The organism is Janthinobacterium sp. AD80 (genome assembly GCF_002878455.1).
Taxonomy (GTDB): Bacteria; Pseudomonadota; Gammaproteobacteria; order Burkholderiales; family Burkholderiaceae_D; genus Janthinobacterium.
In genome coordinates this window covers 1-22,598 of sequence record NZ_NRDQ01000087.1, presented here as the reverse complement: position 1 = coordinate 22,598, position 22,598 = coordinate 1, and the positions used below count along the sequence as shown (strand labels likewise).

Sequence of the window (22,598 nt, the reverse complement as noted above, 5' to 3'; positions counted from 1 at the left end):
ACGCCACCCTGTTCCGTGGCGGCGACAAGTCCGCAGGCGTGTTCCACCCGCTGGCGCCGGCCATCGCCGTCATCCACCAGCGCCTGCGGCAGGCTTTCGACCCGGCCGGCATCTTCAACCCGCACAGAATGGATTGAGCGCATGCAAACCAATCTCGCCGATTTCATCAAGAACACGCCGGCAGGCGACGAAGCGGAAGCCATCCTGCGCGCCTGCGTGCACTGCGGTTTTTGCACGGCCACCTGCCCCACGTACCAGCTGCTGGGCGACGAACTCGATGGCCCGCGCGGCCGCATTTACCTGATCAAGCAGGTGCTGGAAGGCGCACCCGTCACGGCCAAGACGCAGACGCACCTGGACCGCTGCCTGACCTGCCGCAACTGCGAATCGACCTGTCCATCCGGGGTGCGGTACGGGCGCCTGGTCGATATCGGCCGCAGCGTCGTCGAGCAGCGCGTGCAGCGGCCCTTGCGCGAGCGCGCGCTGCGCTTCGCCCTGAAGGAAGCCTTGCCGCGCCGCTGGCTGTTTACGCCCGTGTACAAGGCGGGCCAGGCGCTGCGCCCGTTGCTCTCGAAAAGCTTGCAGGACAAGCTGCGCCCGGGAGAAAAGGCCGGCGCATGGCCAACGCGCCAGCATGCGCGCACGATGCTGCTGCTCGACGGCTGCGTGCAGCCGGCCATGTCGCCCAACATCAACGCGGCCACGGCGCGCGTGCTCGATGCGCTGGGCGTGCAGCTGATCGTCGCGCCCAAGGCCGGCTGCTGCGGCGCGCTGCGCCATCATCTGAACGACCAGGAGGCGGCGCTGGACGACATGCGCCGCAATATCGACGCCTGGTGGCCGTATGTGGAAAGTGCGGAAGCCATCGTCATGACGGCGTCGGGCTGCGGCGCCACCGTCAAGGAATACGGGCACCTGCTGGCGCACGATGCCAACTATGCGCAGAAGGCACGGCGCATCGCGGAACTGACGCGCGACCTGTCCGAGATCATGCCGGCATTCGAAGCGGAACTGGCAGCGCGGCTGCAAGGCAAGATCGCGCACCGGGTGGCATACCACCCGCCGTGCACGCTGCAGCATGGCCAGCAGATCCGCGGCAAGGTGGAGCAGGTGCTGCGCGCCGTCGGCGTCGACGTGCGCCTGTGCGCGGACAGCCATTTGTGCTGCGGTTCGGCCGGCACGTATTCGATTTTGCAGCCGGAACTGTCACAGCAGCTGCGTGACAACAAGGTGGCGAACCTGGAAGCGTGCGCGCCGGACGTCATCGTCTCGGCCAACATCGGCTGCCTCACGCATCTGCAGTCGGGCACGGAAACGCCCGTGCGGCACTGGATCGAGTTGATCGATTCAGCTTTGATTCATTCCAGTACGAATGAACACCTGACAAAACCGTAGCGAGGGGAAGGCAGGTTTGGCCAGGTGTTTACACGGGGCTTTCGCTGAACTGGGCGATACGCCACTGCGGCGCAGGGATAAAATGGTTCGCCCATTCCAGTACGGCGTCGGCCGGCATGGGGCGGGCGATGCCGTAGCCTTGCGCCAGGTCGCAGCCCAGCTGGATCAGGCGCGCGCCATGCTCGATGCTTTCGACGCCTTCGGCGATCACCGTCAGGGAAAATGAACGGGCCAGGCCGATGACGGCACGCACCAGGTGCAGGTCGTCGGGGTCGTTGAGCATGTTGCGCACGAAGCTCTGGTCGATCTTGACGATATTCGCCGGCAGCCGTTTCAGATAGGACATCGAGGAATAACCGGTGCCGAAATCGTCGAGGGCGAAGGTGATGCCCAGCGCCTGGCAGGCGCGGATGATGCGGCGCACGTGTTCGATGTCGTGCAGGGCCGACGATTCGAGGATTTCCAGTTCCAGCATGCTGGCGCGCACGCCGGGAAATTCGCCGAGGATGGTTTTCAGGCGCGAGACGAAATCCGGTTGCTGGAAATGGCGTGCCGCGATATTCACGCTGACCACCCAGTGCTTGCCGCTTGCCGCCCAGCGCTGCATCTGCCACAGGGCCTGGCGCAGCACCCATTCGCCGATATCGATGATCAGGTCGGTCTGTTCGACCAGCGGCAGGAACTGCGCCGGCGCCAGCACGCCGCGGCGCGGATGCTGCCAGCGCAGCAGCGCTTCCATGCCCACCACCGTGCCGGCGCGCATGTTGACCTTGGGCTGGTAGTACAGCCGCAGCTCGCCATTGATCAGGGCCTGGCGCACTTCCGTGCGCTGGTTGTGGTGGGTGCGCACTTCCTCGTCGAGGTTGGTGTCGAAGAAGTGGTACTGGTTGCGCCCCGTTAATTTCGCCTGGTAGACGGCGTGGTCGGCGTGGCGCAGCAGGCTTTCCGTATTCAAGTCCTTGCCCGCATACACGGCGATGCCGGCGCTGGCCGTCATGTGCAGCGCCTGCTGGTCGCACTGGTAGGGACGGCTCAGCTCGCTCATCAGCTGCGTGACGTTCTGTTCGATGCTGGCGATGCTGGCCTGGCCGCACAGCAGCAGGACGAACTCATCGCCACCCAGGCGCGCCACATAGTGCGCCTGGCCCGTGAACGCATGCAGGCGGCCCGCCACCTGCTTGAGAATTTCATCGCCGGCCTCGGCACCGCAGCGGTCGTTGATGGTCTGGAAGTGGTCGAGGTCGAACAGGCACACGGCCAGCAGGCGCTGGCGTTCGCGGGCGAGAAACAGTTCCTGCTCGAAGCGGGCGGCCAGCGCGGCGCGGTTGGGCAGGCCAGTCAGCACGTCGTTATAGTTTTGCCAGGACAGCTTTTGCAGCGCCTGCTGCATATGTACGGTTTCATTCAGCTGTTCGCCCAGCTGGCGCTGGCTGGTCTTGAGCGAGGTCAGCAGTTCTTCGACATCGCCGGCCATGCTGTTGACCGAGCGCGCCACGGCTTGCGCCTCGGGCGTGGCGCCGGCAGCCATGCGTACGCTGAAGTCGCCGCCGCGGAAGCGGTCGGTGGCCTGCACCAGCCGCGCCAGCAGCTTGCGGTGCGAGGCCAGTATCAGGCCCAGCAGCACGTAGATGAGCAGCACATTGATGGTGCTCAGCACGGCCTGGTGGCGCAGGTTGTGCCAGACCTGGGTCAGTGGCAGATGCGGCGTGTAATGCAGGTCGAGCACGCCATCGCCGCCGTCGGGCAGCGCCACCGTCAGGCGGCTGCTGATGGCCGAGATGCCGGCCAGCCGCACAAACCACGCCGGTACCGTGGCCGCCAGCTCGTCGGCCCGCTGGCTGTCGGCTAGCACTTCGATATGCTCGGAGGCGCTGTTCCAGCGGACGGCCGCCAGGCTGCGGTTCAGGGGCAGGGCGCCGCGCAGCGCCTGCCGCACACTGTCGCGCATGCTGCCCATGTCGGTGCGCACGGCCATGGGCAGCACGGTGTTGGCCAGGTACAGGTCGAGCTGGCGCGCGTCACTCCGGTAGCGCGCGGTGGCCAGGCTGGTTTCCGCATCGAGCAGGGTGTGATAGCGGACGGCGGAAACGCCAAGTATCAGGAAAAAAATAGGAATGAATAGACGGGAATAACAACCCATCCGCATCCATGTAGAAAAGATTTTCCCTAAGACTGGCATCGTTTTGTGATCGATATCTGCGAATAATTATGCAAACATTATCACCGAAAAATTGCTATTTGAAACACAATATTGATATCAGTCATGAAATAAATACGCTTTTATTGATTTCGCATGATTGTTGTCGATAATCAAAGTATTTCCAGGCTTATTCTTGTAGTAATTGCGCGATGTCTGCCGCCAGGCTTGCCGGCTTGCTGGCCGTCGCATAGCGGCGAAAAACGCTGCCATCCTTGCGCACCAAAAACTTCGTGAAATTCCATTTGATCGCTTGCGTGCCCAGAAAACCCGGCGCCGCCTGTTTTAAATGGACGAATAAAGGCTCGGCATGGCGGCCATTCACGTCGATCTTGGCGAACAGGGGAAAGGTGACGCCGAAATTGTTTTCGCAAAAAGCGCCTATTTCCGCATTCGACCCTGGTTCCTGGTGGCGGAATTGATTGCAGGGAAAACCCAGCACCACCAGGCCCTGCTCCCGGAACTGGCGGTACAGCGTTTCGAGCCCCTGGTATTGCGGCGTGAAGCCGCAGGCGCTGGCCGTGTTGACGATCAGGACCACCTTGCCCTGGTAGCGGGCCAGGTCGACGGGCGTGCCGTCCAGTGCTTCGGCCTGGAAATCGTGGATGCCGGCCATGTCAGAGCAGCCCCAGCTTGACGGCGCCCGCTGGCGCGGCCGCTTCCGGCGCCGTCTTGCCGTTGAGCTTGATGCTCAGGCGCAGATCGTTGACGGAATCGGCATTGCGCAGCGCGTCTTCATAGCTGACCAGGCCCGCTTCGTGCAAATCGAACAGGGCCTGGTCGAAGGTCTGCATGCCCAGTTCGCGCGATTTTTTCATCAATTCCTTGATCTCGTGCACCTGTCCTTTGAAGATCAGCTCGCTCATCAGTGGCGAGTTCAGCAGGATTTCCAGCGCCGCCTTGCGTCCGCCGCCTTGCTTGGCAGGGATCAGCCGCTGTGAAATCATGCCCTTCAAATTGAGCGACAGGTCCATCAGCAACTGCTGGCGCCGTTCTTCGGGGAAGAAATTGATGATGCGGTCGAGCGCCTGGTTGGCATTATTCGCGTGCAGGGTGGCCAGGCACAGATGGCCTGTCTCGGCAAACGCGATGGCGTGGTCCATGGTGTCGCGGTCGCGGATCTCGCCGATCTGGATCACGTCCGGCGCCTGGCGCAGGGTGTTTTTCAGGGCCGTGCCCCAGTCTTCCGTATCGACGCCCACTTCGCGCTGGGTGACGATGCAGTTGCCGTGCGGGTGGATGAATTCCACCGGGTCTTCGATGGTGATGATGTGGCCATGGCTGTGCGCGTTGCGGTGGCCCACCATGGCCGCCAGGGTGGTCGACTTGCCGCAGCCCGTGGCGCCCACCATGATGACCAGGCCGCGCTTGCTCATCACCACGTCTTGCAGGACGGCGGGTAAACCCAGCGCGTCCAGGCGGGGGATGCTGGTATTGATCGTGCGCAAGACCATGCCTGCCTGGCCCATCTGCACGAAGGCGGACACGCGGAAACGCCCCAGGCCGTCCGGGCTGATGGCGAAATTGGCTTCGCGGCTGGCCGAAAAATCGGCCGCCTGGCGTTCGTTCATGACGGCGCGCACATAGCCGGCCGCCTGCTGCGCGTCGAGCGCGCCGCCGCCCAGCGGCGTCAGCTTGCCATCGAGCTTGATGGCCGCTGGAAAGCCTGCCGTGATAAACAGGTCCGAGCCGCCCTGTGCGCGCATCTGCGCCAGCAGCGCGTGCATGGCGCCATAGTGTTCGTGCGTCGTCTGCATGTGCTTATCCGGGGAAATTGTCAGGCGACTTGGCGGCCGAGCGGGCCGTTTCCGCCGTGATCGTGCCGCGCCGCACCAGGTCCGAGAGGCACTGGTCCAGGGTCTGCATGCCCACGTTGGCACCCGTCTGGATGGCCGAATACATCTGCGCCACTTTCGCTTCGCGGATCAGGTTGCGCACGGCCGGCGTGGCCAGCATGATTTCATGCGCGGCCACACGGCCCGTGCCATCCTTGGTTTTCAGCAAGTTTTGCGAGATCACGGCTTGCAAGGATTCGGACAGCATGGCGCGCACCATTTCCTTTTCCTCGGCCGGGAAGACGTCGATGATGCGGTCGATCGATTTTGCCGCCGATGAGGTGTGCAGGGTGCCGAACACCAGGTGGCCCGTTTCGGCCGCCGTCAGCGCCAGGCGGATGGTTTCCAGGTCGCGCAATTCGCCCACTAAAATCACGTCCGGGTCTTCGCGCAGGGCCGAGCGCAGCGCATTGCTGAAGGAATGCGTGTGCGAGCCTACCTCGCGCTGGTTGATCAGGCATTTTTTCGGTTCATGCACGAATTCGATCGGGTCTTCGATGGTCAGAATATGGTGGTTCAGGCGCTCGTTGACGTGGTTGACCATCGCCGCCAGGGTGGTCGACTTGCCCGAACCCGTCGGCCCCGTCACCAGCACGAGGCCGCGCGGACGCATGGCCAGTTCGCCGAAGATGCGCGGGGCGTTGAGTTCTTCCAGGGTCAGCACCTTGGATGGAATCGTGCGCAGCACGGCCGAGGCGCCCCTTTCCTGGTTGTAGGCATTCACGCGGAAGCGGGCCAGGCCGGGGATCTCGAACGAGAAATCGCATTCCAGCGCTTCTTCATAAGCCTTGCGCTGGCTGTCGTTCATGATGTCGTAGATCATGCTGTGCACTTCCTTGTGCTCGAGCGGCGCCACGTTCAGGCGGCGCACGTCGCCGTTCACCCGTATCATCGGCGGCAGGCCGGAAGACAGGTGCAAGTCGGAAGCCTTGTTGCTGACGGAGAAAGCGAGTAGTTCGGAAATGTCCATTTATAATCCCTGTGCCTGCATTGATGGGCTACCGAATGGCGTTGACGGTGCTGTAGCCCTTATCCACTAGAAAATGATTATGTCCACAATCGAACAGAACTTGCAAGCCGTGCGCGACGCGATTGCGCAGGCGGCGCTGGAAGCGCGGCGCGCGCCGGATGCCGTGACCCTGCTGGCCGTCTCGAAAACCTTTGGCGCGGATGCCGTGCTGGCGGCCGCGCGCGCGGGCCAGACGGCGTTTGGCGAAAACTATCTGCAGGAAGCGCTCGACAAGATCGCCGCCGTCAAGCTGGCCTTGCCGCAGGGCGCGCTGGCCTGGCATTTCATCGGTCCCATCCAGAGCAACAAGACGCGGCCCATCGCCGAACATTTTGACTGGGTGCATACGGTCGAGCGCGAAAAGATCGCCGCGCGCCTGTCCGAACAGCGCCCGGCCGGCTTGCCGGACTTGAATATCTGTCTGCAAGTCAACATCAGCGGCGAGGCCAGCAAGAGCGGCGTGGCGCCCGCCGACTTGCCCGCGCTGGCGCATGCCGTGGCGCAGCTGCCGCGTTTGCGCCTGCGCGGCCTGATGGCCATCCCCGAGCCGGAAACGGATATCACGCTGCAGCGCGCTGCGTTCGCGCAATTGCGCGCGCTGTATGAACAGCTGAACGCCGACGGGCTGGCGCTCGATACGCTCTCGATGGGCATGTCGGCCGATTTGCGTGCCGCCGTGCTGGAAGGGGCCACCATCGTGCGCGTGGGCAGCGCCATCTTCGGTTCCCGCCATTACTCTTAACTGTTTCAATGAAAGCATAGCCATGACGACTGAACTGAACATCGCATTTGTAGGCGGCGGCAATATGGCCTCGGCCCTGATCGCCGGCCTGGCGGGCAAGCTGACCCTGGGCGGCAACATCCACGTGATCGACCCGCATGCGCCGGCGCTGGAAAAACTGCAGGCGCAGTTCGGCGTCACCACGGCCACGTCCGCCAGCGACGCGCTGCGCGGGGTGGACGTGATCGTGCTGGCCGTGAAACCGCAAAGCATGCGCGAGGTGGCGGCGCAGCTGCTGCCTTTCATCGACGTGGCCCGTGCGCCGCTGATCCTGTCGATCGCCGCCGGCATCCGCGCGCTGGACCTGTCGCGCTGGCTTGGCGATTACCCTGCCATCGTGCGCTGCATGCCGAATACGCCGGCGCTGATCGGCATGGGCATCACCGGCATGGTGGCCAGCAGCGGCGTCAGCGACGAACAGAAAAAGACGGCGGACGCCATCCTGCGCGCCGTCGGCCAGACCGTCTGGCTCGATGACGAAGCCAAGATCGACCCCGTCACGGCCGTCTCCGGCAGCGGTCCCGCCTATGTGTTTTATTTTATCGAAGCGATGCAGCAGGCGGCTGCCGAACTGGGTCTCACGCCGGAGCAGGGCACGCAGCTGGCCATTGCCACCTTTACAGGCGCGGCGCAGCTGGCGGCCAACTCCAGCGAACCCGTGTCTCTGCTGCGCGAGCGCGTCACGTCGAAGGGCGGCACCACCTACGCGGCCCTCACCAGCATGGAAGAGAGCGGCGTGAAGGCGGCCATCGTCAAGGGCATCAAGGCGGCGGCGCAGCGGGGGCGCGAGATGGGCGATGAATTGAGTAAATAAGTGAGTAAATAAGCGGGCAAATAGTCAGATGACTTTGACGGCGCGGCCGATGTACAGGATCGGTCCCGTCGGCCGGCCTGTCGGCGAGCCGGTTTCCGGTTCCAGGGTGATCTCGAACAGTTGATCGGGCTGCAGCGGCGGCAATTTATCCAGCGTTAATTTGCGGCTTTGTCCCGGCTGCACCAGGCCCAGCGAGACAGGCGCACCCCAATCCTTGCCCTTGGTCCAGAATTGCAGGGCCTTTTGCTGCGGCACGGCCGTCGGGCCCAGCGGGATCAGATTCAGGTCGCGGCCCTTGCCGCCGCGGCTGCCGGCCTGCACGATCCAGCCCGGCGACTTGTCTTGCGGCGCCACCAGCACCACCAGGTAGCCGGGTCCGCTGGGCGCCTGCAGCTGCACGCTGACCAGCACGGCCAGCGCGGCCGTGGCCGCCAAGCCGCCGCCGGCCAGCAGGCGCCAGAAGGCCAGGCTGTTCCACCACGCTTGCCAGCCACCCGCCTGTTGCACGCTTTTCGGCGTGAACAGGCTGGCGCTGATACGCGGCCACAGCTGGGGCGATGGCTGTTGCGGCTGTGCCAAACTGGTCAATGGCAGCAGCCGCTGTTCCCAGGCGGCCACGGCATCGCGCAAGGCGGCGTCGCGCGGCAGGCGCTGTTCCACTTCAGTCCGCTCGGCCAGTTCCAAAGTGCCCAGCACGTATTCGCTGGCCAGCCTTTGCAGTTCGTCTTCGTCGTGCGTGCTCATCCCATGCACTCCCGCAAGGCGGCCAGGCCGCGCTTGACCCAGGCTTTCACGGTGCCCAGCGGCGCTTGCAGACGCTGCGCGATTTCGCTGTGCGAGCAGCCGTCCACATAGGCGTACAGGATGCTGTTGCGCTTTGGTTCGTCCAGGTGGCCGAGGCAATCGTGCAGCTTGCCCATGTCGGCTTGCTCGGCGTAGGCATCGCCGACATCATGTGCTTGGCGTTCGTGCAGCAGGGTTTCCACGGTATCCTCGTCGGCTGACAGTTCATGCGCGCGCGCACGCGCCACGTTCAGCGCCTGGTGCCGCACCACCACATAGATCCAGCCCTTGCCGCTGCCGCGCGTGGCGTCGAAACTGCCGGCGCGGCGCCAGATGCTGAGAAAAGCGTCATGCAGCACGTCTTCGGCCAGCGCCCGCTGGCGCACGATGCGCAGGGCCACGCCCAGCAGATAGCGGCTTTCCTGCTGGTACAGGCCATGCAATGCTTGCTGCTCGCCCCTGGCGCAGGCGCGCAGGGCGGCATCGTAATCGTAAGGGGCGGCGTGGCTTGGCAAGGTTGGCGCAATCGTCAAAAGTGAACGGTTAGCAAGTTTTCAATGAGAGTATAGGCTAGAAAACTGTTTGCCAACCGTCGCCTCCAGGTTTTACAACACTTAACAAAACCGTAGCGAGCGGAAGGGATAGCTGGCTAGGAAGCGCAACCGTACCAAGTTCGGGGGCGCCGAGCCGGTAGTATCGCAGGTCGCCTATCCCGACGCGCAGCAGGTTTTGATAGGTGTTTTTATGCGGCTTTCCAAAAGATGTAATCGGCCTGGTAGGGCACCCATTGCTTGGCGCCAATGCTTTCCATGCCGCAAGGGCTGCTGGGCGCTACGCCGCCGCTGGTGGCCACGCGCTGGATATAGCTGACGCCCTGCATGGCGCCGCTGCCCGTGGCCGGGTTGGCCTTGACCAGTTGATACGGGATATTGCCCGCGCCGGCCGGTGCCACGGCCACTTGCGTCGCCGTCACTTTCGAGCCATCCAGATTGGCCCAGGTGGCCGGTGGACCGAAATACGTGCCCACTTTCATGCCGCTGCGGTCATTCAGGGCCGCATCTGGCCCAACGAAGACCCATTCATGGCCCGTCATGTCTTTCTTGGCCTTGCATTCATAGGCAATCTTGCCCACGCCCACGGTTTGCATGGCGACCTGATGCCCGTCCGGCACTTTCACGGCGGCGGGTAATTGTTCCTGCGAATAGCGCGCGCTCATGGGCGAGCAGGCGGCCACCAGCAGGGCGGCGCACAGCACGGTGAGCGATGGGGCGGTATGGCGTGGGGCGATGGTGGCAAGCATGGCAAACTCCTGGTAGTTGGCTCAGCCGGCTGGCTGATACCTGTACTACACGCGAGTCCGCGAATTGGATGCAGTGCGGAAAAAATATTTTACGGCGGCGCGTCTTTCTTGCTGAAGCGCTGCGCCAGTGCCAGCACGACCGGCATGGCGGTGGTGGCGTGCTTGAGCAGCGCACCGCTGGCCCGTAGCAGGGGCAGGAAGCGGCGCGGGCGCACCAGCAGCAGGCCCAGCACGGCGCCGCCTATCATGAGGGGGATTTTAAAGCGCGTGGCCAGGGTGTGGCGCAGATTGCCGCCCGTGAGCGGCTCCAGCAACTGGCGCGTCTGTATGCCCAGGGCCAGGCGCTGCAGCGCGCACTCGGCCAGCAGGGCGTCGCGCCGCTGCGCCAGGCTGGCGGCATTGTGGGCATGTGACAGTTTGGTGGGATGCGTGGTCATGGCTGCTCCGATCCCCGGCGTGCCAGCAGTTGCAGCTCGTCCAGGTCTTTGTTCAGTTCGCTCATGGTAAAGGACAGCAGTTTCGGCTTGCTGCGGAAACTGGCCCGCACGCCCAATAGCGTGCCCAGCGCGGCGACGATGAAGACGGCGGCCGTGATGGCGATGGCGGCGATGCGGTGCGTGTCCCAGAACAGCACGATGACGAGGAAGACGATCAATACCAGGCCGACGAACAGGCACAACAGTGCCAGCATGGCCAGGGCCAGATAGGACAGGAAGCGCAGCGACTCTTCTTCCATTTCCACGGCCGCCAGGGCCAGACGGGTCTGGACGATGGCGGCGAGGGTCGCTGCGACCTGGGCGACTTGATGCACGATAGCCATATGCTGCCTTTCGCGTCAGGGGACGGCCAGGCCGTCGGTCACGCCCGGCGGACTGGGCCGCCGTGCGAGTGCGTGCCTAGCGGCGCGACGAGGACAGCAGCAGGCCGAACAGCACGCCCACGACGGCGCCGGCGCCCACGGCTTTCCATGGATTGTCTTGCACGTACTCGTCGGTGGCCTTGGCCGCTTTTTTCGTCCGTTCGAGCAAGTCTTCTTCCAGCTTGATCAAGTCCTTCTTGGCCGTTTCCAGGGTGGCGATGAACTTGTCCTTGACGGCTTTGACATTCTCGCCCGTCTGGTCCTTGGCGCCATCGAGCCAGCCTTCGGCTTCATTGATGACGTTTTTCAAGTCGCCAACCAGTTTGTCGCGGGCCTTGTCGGCGTCGGCGAGGATGTTGTCGCTGCTGGATTTGCCGGTATGTATCGAGCTCATGTATTACCTCATGGAAGTGAAACTGCACATTGAAATACCAGTGTAGGCAGCAGCGGCCAGGCTGCCTTGCGCCGTCTCAACGGTTGCCGGGACGCAAGGCCTCTTGTCGCGAGCAAATTAACGGAAAGCAAAGTCCAGCACCACTCCCGCAAACACCGCCGCTCCTAGCCAGTTATTATGCCGGAATGCCGCAAAACACGGCATACGCTCGCGTGCGCGGATCAATGTGTAGTGGTAAACGGCACAGCCGGCAGCCACCACCAGGCCGGCGACGAACCAGTAACGCAAGCCCAGATGCCAGCCGCACACTAACCACAGCAGCAGGAAAACCGCATAGCACAGCATGATGATGGCCACGTCGTAGCGGCCAAAGGTGATGGCCGATGTCTTGATGCCGATCTTCAGGTCGTCGTCGCGGTCGACCATCGCGTATTCCGTGTCGTAGGCCACGGCCCAGAAGACATTGCCCAGCAACAGCAGCCAGGCGACGACAGGCACGGCGCCCGTGATGGCGGCAAAGCCCATGGGAATGCCGAAGCCGAAAGCGATGCCCAGGTAGGCTTGCGGAATCGCAAAGAAACGCTTGAAATACGGGTAGGTGGCGGCGATGATGACGGCGGCCACGGACAGCTGCTTGGTGAGCGTGTTCAGGGGCAGGATCAGGCAAAAGGCCAGCACGGTCAGCACGCCGGCCACGGCCAGCGCTTCCTTGCCGCTGATGCGCCCGCTGGTGATGGGGCGTTCGGCCGTGCGCTTGACGAATTTGTCGATGTCCTGGTCGGCGTAGTCGTTGATGGCGCAGCCTGCCGAACGCATGAGGAAAGTGCCGAGGATGAAGATGAGCAGCAGCCGCCAGTCCGGCACGCCCTGCTGCGCCAGCCACAGCGCGCACAGGGTAGGCCACAGCAGCAATACGGTACCGATAGGCTTGTCCAGCCGTATCAGGCGAAAATACAGCGCCAGCTTGTTCATGGAAGACTCGATCTTGTTGAAGAGAAAGGTCGATTATCGCAAATCGTACGTAAATGTACTATTTTGCGGCTGGCGACTTAATCGCCGTCTTCGCACAAGGCAGTAATGCCGGGCAGGTTGCAGCTGGCGATGGCCGCGCACAGGGCGTCGATGGCTGCCTTGCGCGTAAAGCTCTTACGCCACAGCATTACCACCCGGCGCGACGGCACAGGGTCGGCGAAGGGCCGGTATTCCAGCATGCCGTCGGTGGCGTGCATATTGACCACGGAGGCGCGCGGCAAGACCGTCAGGCCGATGCCGCTGGCCACCATGTGGCGGATGGTTTCCAGCGAGGAGCCTTCAAACGTGCGCTGCATGCCGTTGCCGGGCGAGGAAAAGCGCGCCATTTCCGGGCACACTTCCAATACCTGGTCACGGAAACAGTGGCCATTGCCCAAGAGCAGCATGGTTTCCGACTTCAAGTCCTGCGCGGCGATTTTCTCGCGCGCCGTCCAGGGGTGGTGGCGCGGCATGGCGACAACAAACGGTTCGTCATACAGGTCCTGCATGGCCATGCCGTGTTCAGGCAGGGGCAGGGCCATGATGGCCACGTCCAGTTCGCCCTGGCGCAGCAGTTCGAGCAGGCGAACCGTGAAATTCTCCTGCAAGATCAAGGGCATTTGCGGTACCTGGTCTATCATGGCCTTGACCAGCGGCGGCAGCAGGTAGGGGCCGATCGTGTAGATCACGCCCAGGCGCAGGGGGCCGGCCAGCGGGTCCTTGTTCTGCTTGGCGAGTTCCTTGATGGCGGCCGTCTGTTCCAGCACGCGCTCGGCTTGCGCAATGATTTGCGCACCCAGGGGCGTGACGGAGATTTCCGCGCCGCCCCGCTCGAACAGGACCACGCCCAGTTCGTCTTCGAGTTTCTTGATGGCCACTGACAGGGTGGGCTGGGCAACGAAGCAGGCTTCGGCGGCGTGGCCGAAGTGTTTCGCTCGCGCGACTGCAACGATATATTTCAGTTCAGTCAGTGTCATAAGGTGATTGAAACACAGGAAGTACTTACTTGCAATGAATGAAAGGTGGCACGCACGTCAAACTGTGGCGCCGATGGCGTATTGTAGCGGATCGCCCCCTATAATGCGGGATGCGGCTGTGGAGGGAGATGGCGATGGAATTACGCATACAGGCACTGGAAGCGGCGATCAATTACTGGCGTGCCCGGCAACCGGCGCGCGGCAACGAATATGCGCTGTCGCCGCCCGTCAGCCGCCTGGCCGGCGTGTATGCGCGGATGATTCATGCGCGTCAGGACAGCATCGCCGAGGACAGCCTGGACCCGGCCATCCTGGCCCTGATCGATGCCTGGCGCAAGGACGCGGGCGGCATCCATGGCGATAGCCACGCCTGAATGGCACAACTATTTACACACTCAAACCTACTCAAACGGATGACCATGCCTGATTTTGAAGACAAACTATGCAGCCGCGACGATTTGCGCACCCGCGCGCAGGCGCTGCCCAAGCCCGTGGTGGTGACGAACGGCGTGTTCGATATCCTGCACCGCGGCCACGTGACGTATCTGGCACAGGCGCGCGCACTGGGTGCCTCGTTGATCGTTGCCGTCAATACCGATGCCTCGGTGAAACGCCTGGGCAAGGGCGACGACCGGCCCCTGAACAGCTGTGAAGACCGCATGGCCGTGCTGGCCGCGCTGGAAGCGGTGAGCCTGGTCGTGCCGTTTTCGGAAGACAGCGCGCTGGAAGTGGTGCAGGAAATCCGCCCGGAAATCTACGCCAAGGGCGGCGACTACGACATGGCGGCGATACCGGAAGGCCAGGCCGTGCTGGCATATGGCGGCCAGGCCGTGGCCATCGATTTTGCGCATGACCGCTCAACCACCAAGCTGCTGAGCAAGGTGCGGGCGCAGTAGAAGGAAGCTTCGTCAATGTTTCCATACAGATAAAAAGACGTTACTATGAGAACTGCCAGGGCTGCGACTTCGTTTCGACCGCCCCAGCACGTCGCACCGTCTTTCTCTGTTGTAGCACCACGCGATGGTGCTTATTGCTAGTCATCGAAAAATAAATGGACCATAAAACTTCTGGGGATTGGCCGCTGCCGTCCGGCGTGTGGCAGGTGGACGATGCCGGTGACTGGACCTTGCAGCGCAGCGCGGATGGCCAGAACGTCTCGCCTTTGCTGGGCCAGGCCGATATCGGCAAGCTGATGCACGCCCGCCGCCTGCCCGCCGCGGAAGGCGCGCCCGTGCGCCAGTTTCCGCCTGAATTCGCTTTCGATCCCGCTACCGGCGCGGCCCTGCAAGTGCCGCCCGACACGGCCGTGGCGCCGCCCTGGGTGCCGCCGTTTGGCGCGCATGCCGTCAGCGACATCCCCTTGCCGGGCGCGGCCGGCTTGCGCCAGGCCAGCGTGCCCTTGAAACTGGCGGACCAGCGCGCGCGCGAAGAGCATGCGCAGGCCGACGCCTCGATGCCCATGCCGCCGCCAGGCAAGTACGAATTCTTCTCCGCCCAGTTCGGCACATGCGCGCCCGCGCTGCTGGCGCTGGATCCGCGCAAGGCAGCCTTGCACGCCTGGCTGCCGGCGACCAAACGCTGGCTGGCGCTGGAACCGGAAAGCGGCGGCTTGCTGGCCGAGTCGGACCTGGAACATGGCGCCTGGCGCGCCGAACTGGTGCCGGACTTTAACAGCGTGCTGGTCTTGCCGACCAGCCATGGCCTGGCCTGCATCCGTCCCGACGTGCCGTCGCTCACCTATGTGGTCGAGCACGTGGGCGGCGCGCCGTGCGTGGCCGCGCCCGTGTGGTTCCAGAACCGCCTGTGGGCGCCGCTGCGCGACGACGATGGCCGTATCCGCTTCGCCAACCTGGATGCCGCGCAAACGCCGGGCAGCGACGTGCTGCTCGATGGCGCGGTGCAACTTGGCAAGGTCGGCGCCCCCGTCGCCTACAACCGCATGGCCGTGTGGCCGTGCGCGCACGGCCAGCTGCGCCTGCAATTGCAGCCGGACGGCCATGTGGCCGCCTCGTTTACGCCGTGGCCCGAAGGCCTGGTGCCGCATTTCGAGTTCGGCAGTCCGTACCTGTCGCGCGACGGCGGCCTGTGGCAGCTGTGCTTCGAGCACAGCCGTGGTACCTATGTGTACGTGAAACTGGGCGCGCAGTCCGAACAGGCCGATGCGCTGGCGCCGCGCCTGTGTTCGGGCAGCTTCAATTACCGCTTCGCCACCAAGCTGAAAACGGCGCCGTGGGAAGAGCCGGAACACGGCGACGACGGCGGCAAGAACCAGGCCGTCATGCCGCTGCTGGAATCGGGCAGCGGCAACAGTGTCTTCGGCGTCAAGTTCGCCACCAGCGCCGGCCTGTCCAGCGTGCTGCGCTCGAACGAGCGCCTGGCCGCCCAGCTGGTGCAGGACGATGAGTTCCGCGAAACCGTGTTCCACACCTTTGCCGTCAGCGAACCGTGGAACGTGCGCCTGTTTGTCAGCGAAAACAAGCTGTGGGCGTATCACCCCTTGCTGTCGCGCATCGATGGCTGGAATCTGCAGGCATGAAGGCGCGCCTGCTGATCGCGGCCTGTGCCGCCTTGCTCAGTGCCGGCGCCGTGCAGGCGGCCGGCATCCAGCAAGCGTTCCTGGTGCAAAACTCGGGCTGGATGGAGCCGTTTTATACGGATGAGCAATCGCAGCTGAAGGCCCTGGTGGGCGCCGTGGCGCAGGCGGCCACGCAGCCGTCCGACAAGGTCTACACCCTGGCCTTCAGCCAGAGCAGCGGCACCAACGTGTCGCCCGCGCTGCTGGGCCAAGGGCAGGGCGGCGCCGGCGTGGCGGGCCAGCTGGCCAGCCTTGGCCTGGCGCGCAAGGGCGCGGGCGGCGCGCTGGCCGACACGGACTTCCAGGAAGCCGTCACCAAAACCATCACGGGACCGTTCCAGTCTGCCTCCGGCATCGTGTGGATCTTTACCAATAACAAGAACAGCCCGAACAACGACAGCCAGACGGCCGAGCGCAACCGCGACTTTTACCGCCTGCTGCACCTGGAGCCGTCGATCACCAAGACCCTGGTGTTTCCGTTGCGCATGCCCGTGCAGGGCAAGCTGTACAGCGCCAAGGGCTTGATGGTGTACGCGCTGGCGTATGGCCAGCCGGCATCCGACGCGCTGAACCGCATCCTGGGCGAAGGAAAGCTGTCGCAAGTGCTGACGCGTCCGCCTGCGCGCTTGAAACCGGTGGACCAGGATGCCGTGCGCATCGTGCCCCAGTCCGTCAAGAACAGTGCCAACGTCCATGCCAGCCTGGGCCGCGACGGACGCACCATCGTGCTCGACGTCGATGCGGCGAACCTGGTGCCGCAAGTGCAGCTGCAGGCATCCCTGCAAAACATGTTTTTCCCGTACGTGATCGACAGCGCCAGGGTGCACGCCACCCTGGCCGGACAGAACACGCCGCTGCAGGTTGTGCCAGATCAGATCCGCCAGCTGCAGCCGGGCGCCAGCCAGTCCGTGCAGGTACAGTTTGCCTTGCCGATGGCGCAGATTCCCTCGCCCTGGTCGGCGCAGGCCATCGCCGCCATGGGCAAGCAGGTGATGCTGCCCATGCGGGCGCAGGTGGGCCTGTCGGAACAGCGGCTGGCGCTGGCGTCCAGCTTTGGCAAGGATTTGCAGGAACTGTTTCCCGGCGACCCGATTTCGGACATGTTTACGCCGCCCGACAGCGTGCGCGCCTCGCAGGCGACGATCCCCTTGCTGGTGCGCATACAGTATCCGCTGCTGCCCGTGCTGGTAATGCTCGGCGGTATCCTGGCATTCGTGCTGGGCTTGCTGGCTCTGGGCCTGCTCGGCACGCGCGCCACGCGCTACAAGGTCATGGCCGACGGCGTGGCGCGGCAAGTGCTGCTGAAACCCTTCAAAAGCGTGCAGATCCGCGATGACAATGGCCGTGATATCGGCGAGCTGAAACGGGGCCTGGGCAAGCCCGCCGTCGTGCGCGTGGCCGAAGGCCATACCTTGAGCCTGGTTTAAGCCGCATCCCGCATTTTTACATTTATCGATTTCCATCTACCTGAGGCAGACCATGGCGCAAGACACTCCAAAAGACAATGCAGGTTTTACTTTGCCGGCCCCGGTAACGTCCCCGGCATCGGCCCCGGCCGCCACGCCGCCAGCCGCCGATGCGCCGGCAACCGCCGGCGCCACCGGCATCACCGAGCCTGCGCCCGCGTTTGACGCTGCCGCCACCACCGATACCTCGTCGCGCGACACCCTGGTCGGCGGGGTGGTGCTGTTGCTGCTGTTCATCGCCTTTTTCTTTGCCAAGAATGCCTATGCGAACGGCCTGGTGGGCAAGCGCGTGCCGCCCAACAAGGCCAATGCCTCGGGCTGGTGGTTGTTCATCTTCCTGGCCAGCCTGGCAACGGGCGTGGTGCTGGCGGCCGTGAACGCGCATAAATTCCTCGCGCCGCTGTTCATGGGACCGCTGGTGCTGGTGGGCCTGGTTGCGTTACTGTTGACCTTTACTTCCAGCCGCCGCTAAGCACACGCCGTTGCACGCATCATCGAAGGAATCACCATGGCAGAGAACCTGAACCAAACCATCACCGGCGGCGCCAGCGAGCGCAAGCAGGACAAGATCATCGAACTGCGCCCGACGCTGTTCATCGGCATCGGCGGCACGGGCATGCAGGTGCTGATGCGCGTGCGCCGGCGCGTCCTCAACACCCTGTGGGGCGGGGCGGGCAACCGCACGCGCATCGAGGGGCTGAGCGACTTTCCCATCGCGCAATTCATTCATTTCGACCTCGACAATGGCGCCGTGATCGAGAGCGGCGAGTCGCAGGCGAAGGACTTGCAGTTCGACCAGGTGAAGTTCACGGATGACGACAAGGTGGTTGAATCGTTCGACATGGATAAATACAGCCGTGACGAAGATTCCCTGGAAAAATATCCGCACATCAAGGAATGGCTGCCATTGACGCCGCAGCGCATCCGCGAACTGCGTTTCGACATGAGCAGCGGCGCCGGCCAGATCCGCGCCGTCTCGCGCCTGTATTTCTTCGACAAGTACGCGAAGATCCGCGACAAGATCCGTTTGAAGTTGAAAGCCCTGAAGGCGGGCCTGTCGCACGAGCGCCAGCTGGCCGAACTAGGCTTGCGCATGGAAACCAACCGTTTCCGCATCGTCATCGTCGGTTCGGTGGCGGGCGGCACGGGGTCCGGCTCCTTCCTCGACATGGGCTTGCTGGCGCGCTGGCTGGCGCGCAGCGAAGTGGGCACGGCCGATGTCGAGCTGATGCTGTTCCTGCCGACCGGCTACACCAAGGCCAACAAGGACCGGGTCGAGGCCAACGGCTATGCGGCGCTGATGGAGCTGGAATCGGCGATGATGGGCAACAAGGGCTATGTGGGCCGCTGGGATGCATACGACCGCCCGGAACTGACGCGCGAGCCGTACAGCGAGGTCTACCTGATCGACTCGGGCAACCTGGCGCAGCAGCACACCAAGGATGTCAGCGACGTCTACCACATGGTGGCCGATTCGCTGTTCGAGGATTTCGCCTCGGCCGACTTCGCCCGCGCCAAGCGCTCGATCGCCGTCAACCAGGCGCAGCACAAGAATTCCCTGTACAACGCGCCCGTGCCGCAAGACCGCTTCGGCGACATGCGGCTGTATTTCTCGAAGCGCTTTTCCTCGTTCGGCATGGCCGTGCTCGATACGCGCCAGGAAGCGGCGCGCGACGAGTGGGCCCACCGCTGGGCCGGCGCCATGCTGCAAGCGTTCTTTGGCGTGGGTGGCACGGATGCGGGCGCCAACCGGGCCACGGATACGCAGCGCGATAATTTCCTCGCCGCCAATATGTTCCTGAAGGGCACGCCGTTCAGCGAATTCCCCGAGTTTTCCGACAAGAGTATCGAGCTGAAGCGCTCCAGCGGCGACTTCATCGATTTCCGCGTGGTCGACGAATTGCTGGAAGACCGCCACGGCCACTTGCTGGCCGGCGTGGAAAACCGGGTCAACACGAGAGTCAACGACATCCGCACGGGCTTTGATCGCAGCGAATGGCCGGCGCAGGTGCGCGATGCCATGAAGCATCTGGAACGCGATGCCGTGCGCGACCAGGATTCCACGGCCGACACGACGGAAGACCGCATCAGCAAGCGCCGCCGCGAACTGCTGGACGACGTCAAGAAAGTCGTGCGCGACCAGCTGTATGGTTACCTGGACAACAAGGAATTCGGCGGCCTGGAATACGTGCTGTCGCTGGTGGAACAGATCAAGGACCGCATCGAGGCGCCGGGCAGCGGCTTGACGGCGCAGATCGGCAACAATGCCGAGCGCTACCGCGAAATCAAGGAAGCCGTGCGCTCGCGCGAATACGAGCGCCTGTTGAACAACCTGGAGCAGACGCGCGGCACCTTCGGTTTCCTCAGCAATGGCGAAAAGCAGGCCGGCGTGGTGATGGACCATTTGCGCACGGAAATGGCGAATGCCTTGAAATTCCATCTGCGCGCCAAGGCTGCGGACGAGTCCGTTATTTTGCTGGGCGAACTGTCGCGCTGGCTGGGCAACCGGATCGGCGTCGATGCGCAGGGGCGTGCCCAGTGGAATGGCCTGGTGGGCGAACTGCAATCGGGCCGCGAAGGCGTGCTGGCCATGCTGGCCGAATTGAAAACGGCCAATACCATCCTGCGCAAGGACCTGGACAAGGAACACGCGACCCTGATCGTCATTCCCGTCACGGAAAAAGACATTGCGCTGCCATCGGCGGCCACCTTGCGCCAGTGGGCCGATGAAGCGTTCAAGGACATGGGCGGCTCGAAAGCGCTGTTCCCCATGCTGGGCGAACCGGCGCAGCGCGCCTTGATCCTGGCCAAAGTCACGCGCATGGCGGAAAACATGATCGCCACGACGAGCCTGGTGGAAGGGACGACAAGCACGCCCGACCCGCTGTTCGAGGCGCTGGAGCAGATGGATGTGTCCGAACGCCTGGACCGCTTCCGCAAACTGCTGGCCTGCTCCATGCCGTGGATCGATGCCAACATGGCGGGCGATTTCACGGTCGTGTCGGACCAGTTCAAGTGCGTGATCGGCGTGGCCAACGCGGCCGGCTTCAAGGCGAAGTTTGGCGCCGAGCTCGAATCGTGCGTGCCGACCCAGGTGGGCATCACGGTGAGCCAGCTGGAAATCGTCGAGACGGGCATCCGCGGCCGCGCCGTCTGCTATTGCGAACTGGCCGGCGTGCCGATGACGGTGCTGCGGGGCCTGGAAGGCTGGCGCACCAGCTACCGCAAGGAAGGCGACAACGACAAGGCGCCGACCCACACGCATATCGATCCGACGCAATTCACGCACCCGATCGCGCCGAACACGGATGAAATGAAGCGCCTGGCGGAAGACTTCGGCGAGTTCCTGCAAGCCATCATGCTGGGCATACTGACGCGCCATACGGGCCGGGTCGTGCCGCCGGGCCAGTACCAGTTTGCCGTCGAGCCCGGTGATTTGCGGCGCATCGGCAACGAACGGGCCATCCGCCAGAACGGCATGCCCGCCTCGTACGAGAAAAATATCGCCCTGCGCATCGAGGAAAAACTCGCTGCGCTTGATGCCGTGCAGACGGCCGCCATGGCGGCGCTGGCAAAATACTACGAGCGGGGCGTGTATGCGCCCAAGCTGGTGGCGCAGGCCGACGGCTCGCAGTTGCCGTACATCGGCTTTGGCAGCGCCATTGCCGCGGAAGTGGGCGCGCGCCTGCGCGAGTCGGCGCGCCGCAAGGGCATGGCCAGCGATGAACTCGAGCGCACGGTGCAAACCCTGCTGGGCCGCCTGAAGGACTGGGCGAACGTCATCGGCGACTCCGACAGCGACGCCTATGACTGGGAAGTGCGTGAGCCGGAAGCGGATGGCCAGCCGCGCCTGAAGTATGCGATCAAGGGGGAAATGCTGGAAGCGGGACGCCTGGAGCAATTGCTGCGCCCGGCAGGTGCGGCGCCAGCCGCTGGCGCGTCCGTGGCGCCGGCCTTCGGCATGCCGCCACCGCTGGGCGGCATGCCGCCGCCCCTGGTCGAGCACCAGTATTTCCTCGGCATTAATGGCCAGCAGCAAGGACCATTTACTGCCCAGCAGATCGTGCAATACGTGCAGGCGGGACAGGTTGTACCGGGCACCACCAAGGTCTGGCGTGCCGGCTTGCCGGCCTGGGTCGACCTGGCCCAGTTCGCCGAACTGGCGCCTTTGTTCCACAGTGCGCCGCCACCGCTGATGCCGCCGCCGCTGGCTTGAGTTTAGGGAAAGATGAGTTTTGGAAAATTGCATCACATGTAAGGCCGGCCTGTTCTTCGCTGTCCGCCACTGCCCGTACTGCGGGCAGGCGCAGGCGGCGCGCGTGCAGCCCTCTGTCACGCCAGCGGTAGCGCCGGCCGTGCCGCCGCCGTTGCCACCGGCTGTGCCGGAAAGCAAGCCGAAGCCGGCGCCAGTGCCCGTGCCGGTACCCAAGCCTGCCCCCGTGCCTGTCCCAGCGCCCAAGCCGCCGCCGGTGCCCGTGCAGGCGCCGAAAGTGGAGCGCCCGAAGGACGCCAAACCGGCACATCCGCAAGCGGCGCCCAAGGCGCCTCCCAAGGCAACGCCGGCAGCGCCACCTGCCGTGCCGCCGGCGCCGTCGCGCCCGTGGCTGAAGTGGCTGGCGGGCATCGGCTTGCTGGCAGCGGTGATTGTCTACATGAACGGCAAGCCGGGCGGCAAGAGTGAATCGGCCTGCAACGATGCCATCGACAGCGGCTTGAAACTGGTGGCCAATGGCAGCCTGGATGGCGCGCGGCAAAAGCTGGCGACGGCGAAAAACGTGTGTACTGGCAAGTCCAGCGCCAAGGCCGACGATTTGCAGGCAGCCATCGGCAAGGCGGGCGCCGCCTCCAGCGGCTGCGTGCGCAGCGTGCGCGCCATTGAACGCAATCTGGATGGCCATCAATTGCAAAGCGCCGCCAAGGGCATCGGCGCGCTCGACGCCGATTGCGCGGGCGCGGCCAGCGTGGAATCGCTGCGCAAGCAGCTGGCGCGCCAGCAGGCGGCGGCCGCGTCCGTGCAAGTGGGGGTGCGCCAGGCGCTCGACGGCAAGGATGCGACGGCGGCGAACAATGCCATCGTCCGGCTGGAAGCGATCGACCGCGAAGCGCCGGAATTGCCGCAATTAAAGGCCGAGGCGCAAGCCCTGTCGGCACCTGCGCCGGTATCGGTGCCGGCGCCCGTGCTGGCACCGGCCACGCCCCGAC

Annotated in this window: 21 protein-coding genes and 2 pseudogenes; 11 read left to right on the top strand and 12 right to left on the bottom strand. The window is 64.1% G+C overall.

Annotated features, from left to right (window positions below; all coding sequences use genetic code 11):
• Together glcE and glcF are read left to right on the top strand one after the other, a co-directional pair.
• Nucleotides 1-137: pseudogene (glcE, locus tag JaAD80_RS31550) on the top strand (glycolate oxidase subunit GlcE); the annotation flags it as partial.
• A 4-nt stretch (nt 138-141) separates the two neighbouring features.
• Complete coding sequence (gene glcF, locus JaAD80_RS17495; RefSeq protein ID WP_102295867.1) at nt 142-1,395, top strand: glycolate oxidase subunit GlcF; 1,254 nt, start codon at nt 142-144, stop codon at nt 1,393-1,395.
• Nucleotides 1,396-1,423: 28 nt separating this feature from the next.
• Here glcF and JaAD80_RS17490 read toward each other — a convergent pair whose 3' ends face one another.
• From JaAD80_RS17490 to JaAD80_RS17475, 4 genes are all read right to left on the bottom strand, one after another.
• A complete protein-coding gene (locus JaAD80_RS17490; protein ID WP_102295865.1) occupies nt 1,424-3,535 on the bottom strand; it encodes a bifunctional diguanylate cyclase/phosphodiesterase in 2,112 nt (703 codons plus the stop codon).
• A gap of 187 nt (nt 3,536-3,722) precedes the next feature.
• Entirely contained in the window at nt 3,723-4,208 is a 486-nt protein-coding gene (locus tag JaAD80_RS17485) for a glutathione peroxidase (protein WP_102295863.1), read from the bottom strand.
• Nucleotide 4,209: 1 nt separating this feature from the next.
• On the bottom strand, nt 4,210-5,349 hold the full coding sequence (locus JaAD80_RS17480) for a PilT/PilU family type 4a pilus ATPase (RefSeq protein WP_180979457.1): 1,140 nt from the start codon (nt 5,347-5,349) through the stop codon (nt 4,210-4,212).
• Between the two features lie 4 nt (nt 5,350-5,353).
• Nucleotides 5,354-6,397, bottom strand: a complete 1,044-nt coding sequence (locus tag JaAD80_RS17475) for a type IV pilus twitching motility protein PilT (protein WP_102295861.1) — start codon at nt 6,395-6,397, stop codon at nt 5,354-5,356.
• A 79-nt stretch (nt 6,398-6,476) separates the two neighbouring features.
• Between JaAD80_RS17475 and JaAD80_RS17470 the strand changes: the two genes are divergently transcribed.
• The gene (locus JaAD80_RS17470; protein ID WP_102295873.1) at nt 6,477-7,178 is read left to right on the top strand and encodes a YggS family pyridoxal phosphate-dependent enzyme; all 702 of its coding nucleotides are present in this window, start codon (nt 6,477-6,479) and stop codon (nt 7,176-7,178) included.
• Between the two features lie 22 nt (nt 7,179-7,200).
• The gene (proC, locus tag JaAD80_RS17465) at nt 7,201-8,031 is read left to right on the top strand and encodes a pyrroline-5-carboxylate reductase (protein ID WP_102295859.1); all 831 of its coding nucleotides are present in this window, start codon (nt 7,201-7,203) and stop codon (nt 8,029-8,031) included.
• Nucleotides 8,032-8,055: 24 nt separating this feature from the next.
• Here proC and JaAD80_RS17460 read toward each other — a convergent pair whose 3' ends face one another.
• From JaAD80_RS17460 to JaAD80_RS17425, 8 genes are all read right to left on the bottom strand, one after another.
• Nucleotides 8,056-8,775, bottom strand: a complete 720-nt coding sequence (locus JaAD80_RS17460; protein WP_102295858.1) for an anti-sigma factor domain-containing protein — start codon at nt 8,773-8,775, stop codon at nt 8,056-8,058.
• A complete protein-coding gene (locus JaAD80_RS17455) occupies nt 8,772-9,347 on the bottom strand; it encodes a sigma-70 family RNA polymerase sigma factor (protein ID WP_258003053.1) in 576 nt (191 codons plus the stop codon). Before JaAD80_RS17455 ends, JaAD80_RS17460 begins: the two co-directional genes overlap by 4 nt.
• A gap of 209 nt (nt 9,348-9,556) precedes the next feature.
• Nucleotides 9,557-10,114 (bottom strand): DUF3455 domain-containing protein, encoded by a 558-nt coding sequence (locus tag JaAD80_RS17450; protein WP_102295856.1) that lies wholly within the window; start codon nt 10,112-10,114, stop codon nt 9,557-9,559.
• A gap of 89 nt (nt 10,115-10,203) precedes the next feature.
• A complete protein-coding gene (locus tag JaAD80_RS17445; protein WP_102295854.1) occupies nt 10,204-10,551 on the bottom strand; it encodes a hypothetical protein in 348 nt (115 codons plus the stop codon).
• Nucleotides 10,548-10,934 (bottom strand): phage holin family protein, encoded by a 387-nt coding sequence (locus JaAD80_RS17440; RefSeq protein WP_102295853.1) that lies wholly within the window; start codon nt 10,932-10,934, stop codon nt 10,548-10,550. Before JaAD80_RS17440 ends, JaAD80_RS17445 begins: the two co-directional genes overlap by 4 nt.
• Nucleotides 10,935-11,010: 76 nt before the next feature.
• Nucleotides 11,011-11,367, bottom strand: coding sequence for a DUF883 family protein (locus JaAD80_RS17435; RefSeq protein WP_102295851.1), 357 nt, complete (start codon nt 11,365-11,367; stop codon nt 11,011-11,013).
• Nucleotides 11,368-11,484: 117 nt separating this feature from the next.
• Nucleotides 11,485-12,339: a 4-hydroxybenzoate octaprenyltransferase gene (gene ubiA, locus JaAD80_RS17430; RefSeq protein WP_102295849.1), complete on the bottom strand. Its 855-nt coding sequence runs from the start codon at nt 12,337-12,339 to the stop codon at nt 11,485-11,487.
• Nucleotides 12,340-12,416: 77 nt separating this feature from the next.
• A complete protein-coding gene (locus tag JaAD80_RS17425) occupies nt 12,417-13,355 on the bottom strand; it encodes a hydrogen peroxide-inducible genes activator (RefSeq protein WP_102295848.1) in 939 nt (312 codons plus the stop codon).
• 134 nt (nt 13,356-13,489) lie between these two features.
• On the opposite strand from JaAD80_RS17425, the gene JaAD80_RS17420 reads away from it, so the two are divergent.
• The 7 genes and pseudogenes from JaAD80_RS17420 to JaAD80_RS17390 all read left to right on the top strand — a co-directional run.
• A complete protein-coding gene (locus JaAD80_RS17420) occupies nt 13,490-13,729 on the top strand; it encodes a DUF3717 domain-containing protein (protein ID WP_102295870.1) in 240 nt (79 codons plus the stop codon).
• Between the two features lie 45 nt (nt 13,730-13,774).
• Nucleotides 13,775-14,251 carry a D-glycero-beta-D-manno-heptose 1-phosphate adenylyltransferase gene (rfaE2, locus tag JaAD80_RS17415; RefSeq protein ID WP_102295868.1) on the top strand — a complete coding sequence of 159 codons (477 nt, stop codon included), beginning with the start codon at nt 13,775-13,777 and terminating at the stop codon, nt 14,249-14,251.
• Between the two features lie 155 nt (nt 14,252-14,406).
• Entirely contained in the window at nt 14,407-15,891 is a 1,485-nt protein-coding gene (locus tag JaAD80_RS17410; RefSeq protein ID WP_102295846.1) for a hypothetical protein, read from the top strand.
• Nucleotides 15,888-17,357, top strand: a complete 1,470-nt coding sequence (locus tag JaAD80_RS17405; protein ID WP_102295844.1) for a hypothetical protein — start codon at nt 15,888-15,890, stop codon at nt 17,355-17,357. The genes JaAD80_RS17410 and JaAD80_RS17405 overlap by 4 nt, the downstream gene beginning before the upstream one ends.
• 52 nt (nt 17,358-17,409) lie before the next feature.
• On the top strand, nt 17,410-17,868 hold the full coding sequence (locus tag JaAD80_RS17400; protein WP_102295843.1) for a hypothetical protein: 459 nt from the start codon (nt 17,410-17,412) through the stop codon (nt 17,866-17,868).
• A 36-nt stretch (nt 17,869-17,904) separates the two neighbouring features.
• Entirely contained in the window at nt 17,905-21,612 is a 3,708-nt protein-coding gene (locus JaAD80_RS17395) for a tubulin-like doman-containing protein (RefSeq protein ID WP_102295841.1), read from the top strand.
• Between the two features lie 103 nt (nt 21,613-21,715).
• Nucleotides 21,716-22,598, top strand: a pseudogene (locus JaAD80_RS17390) (hypothetical protein); the annotation flags it as partial.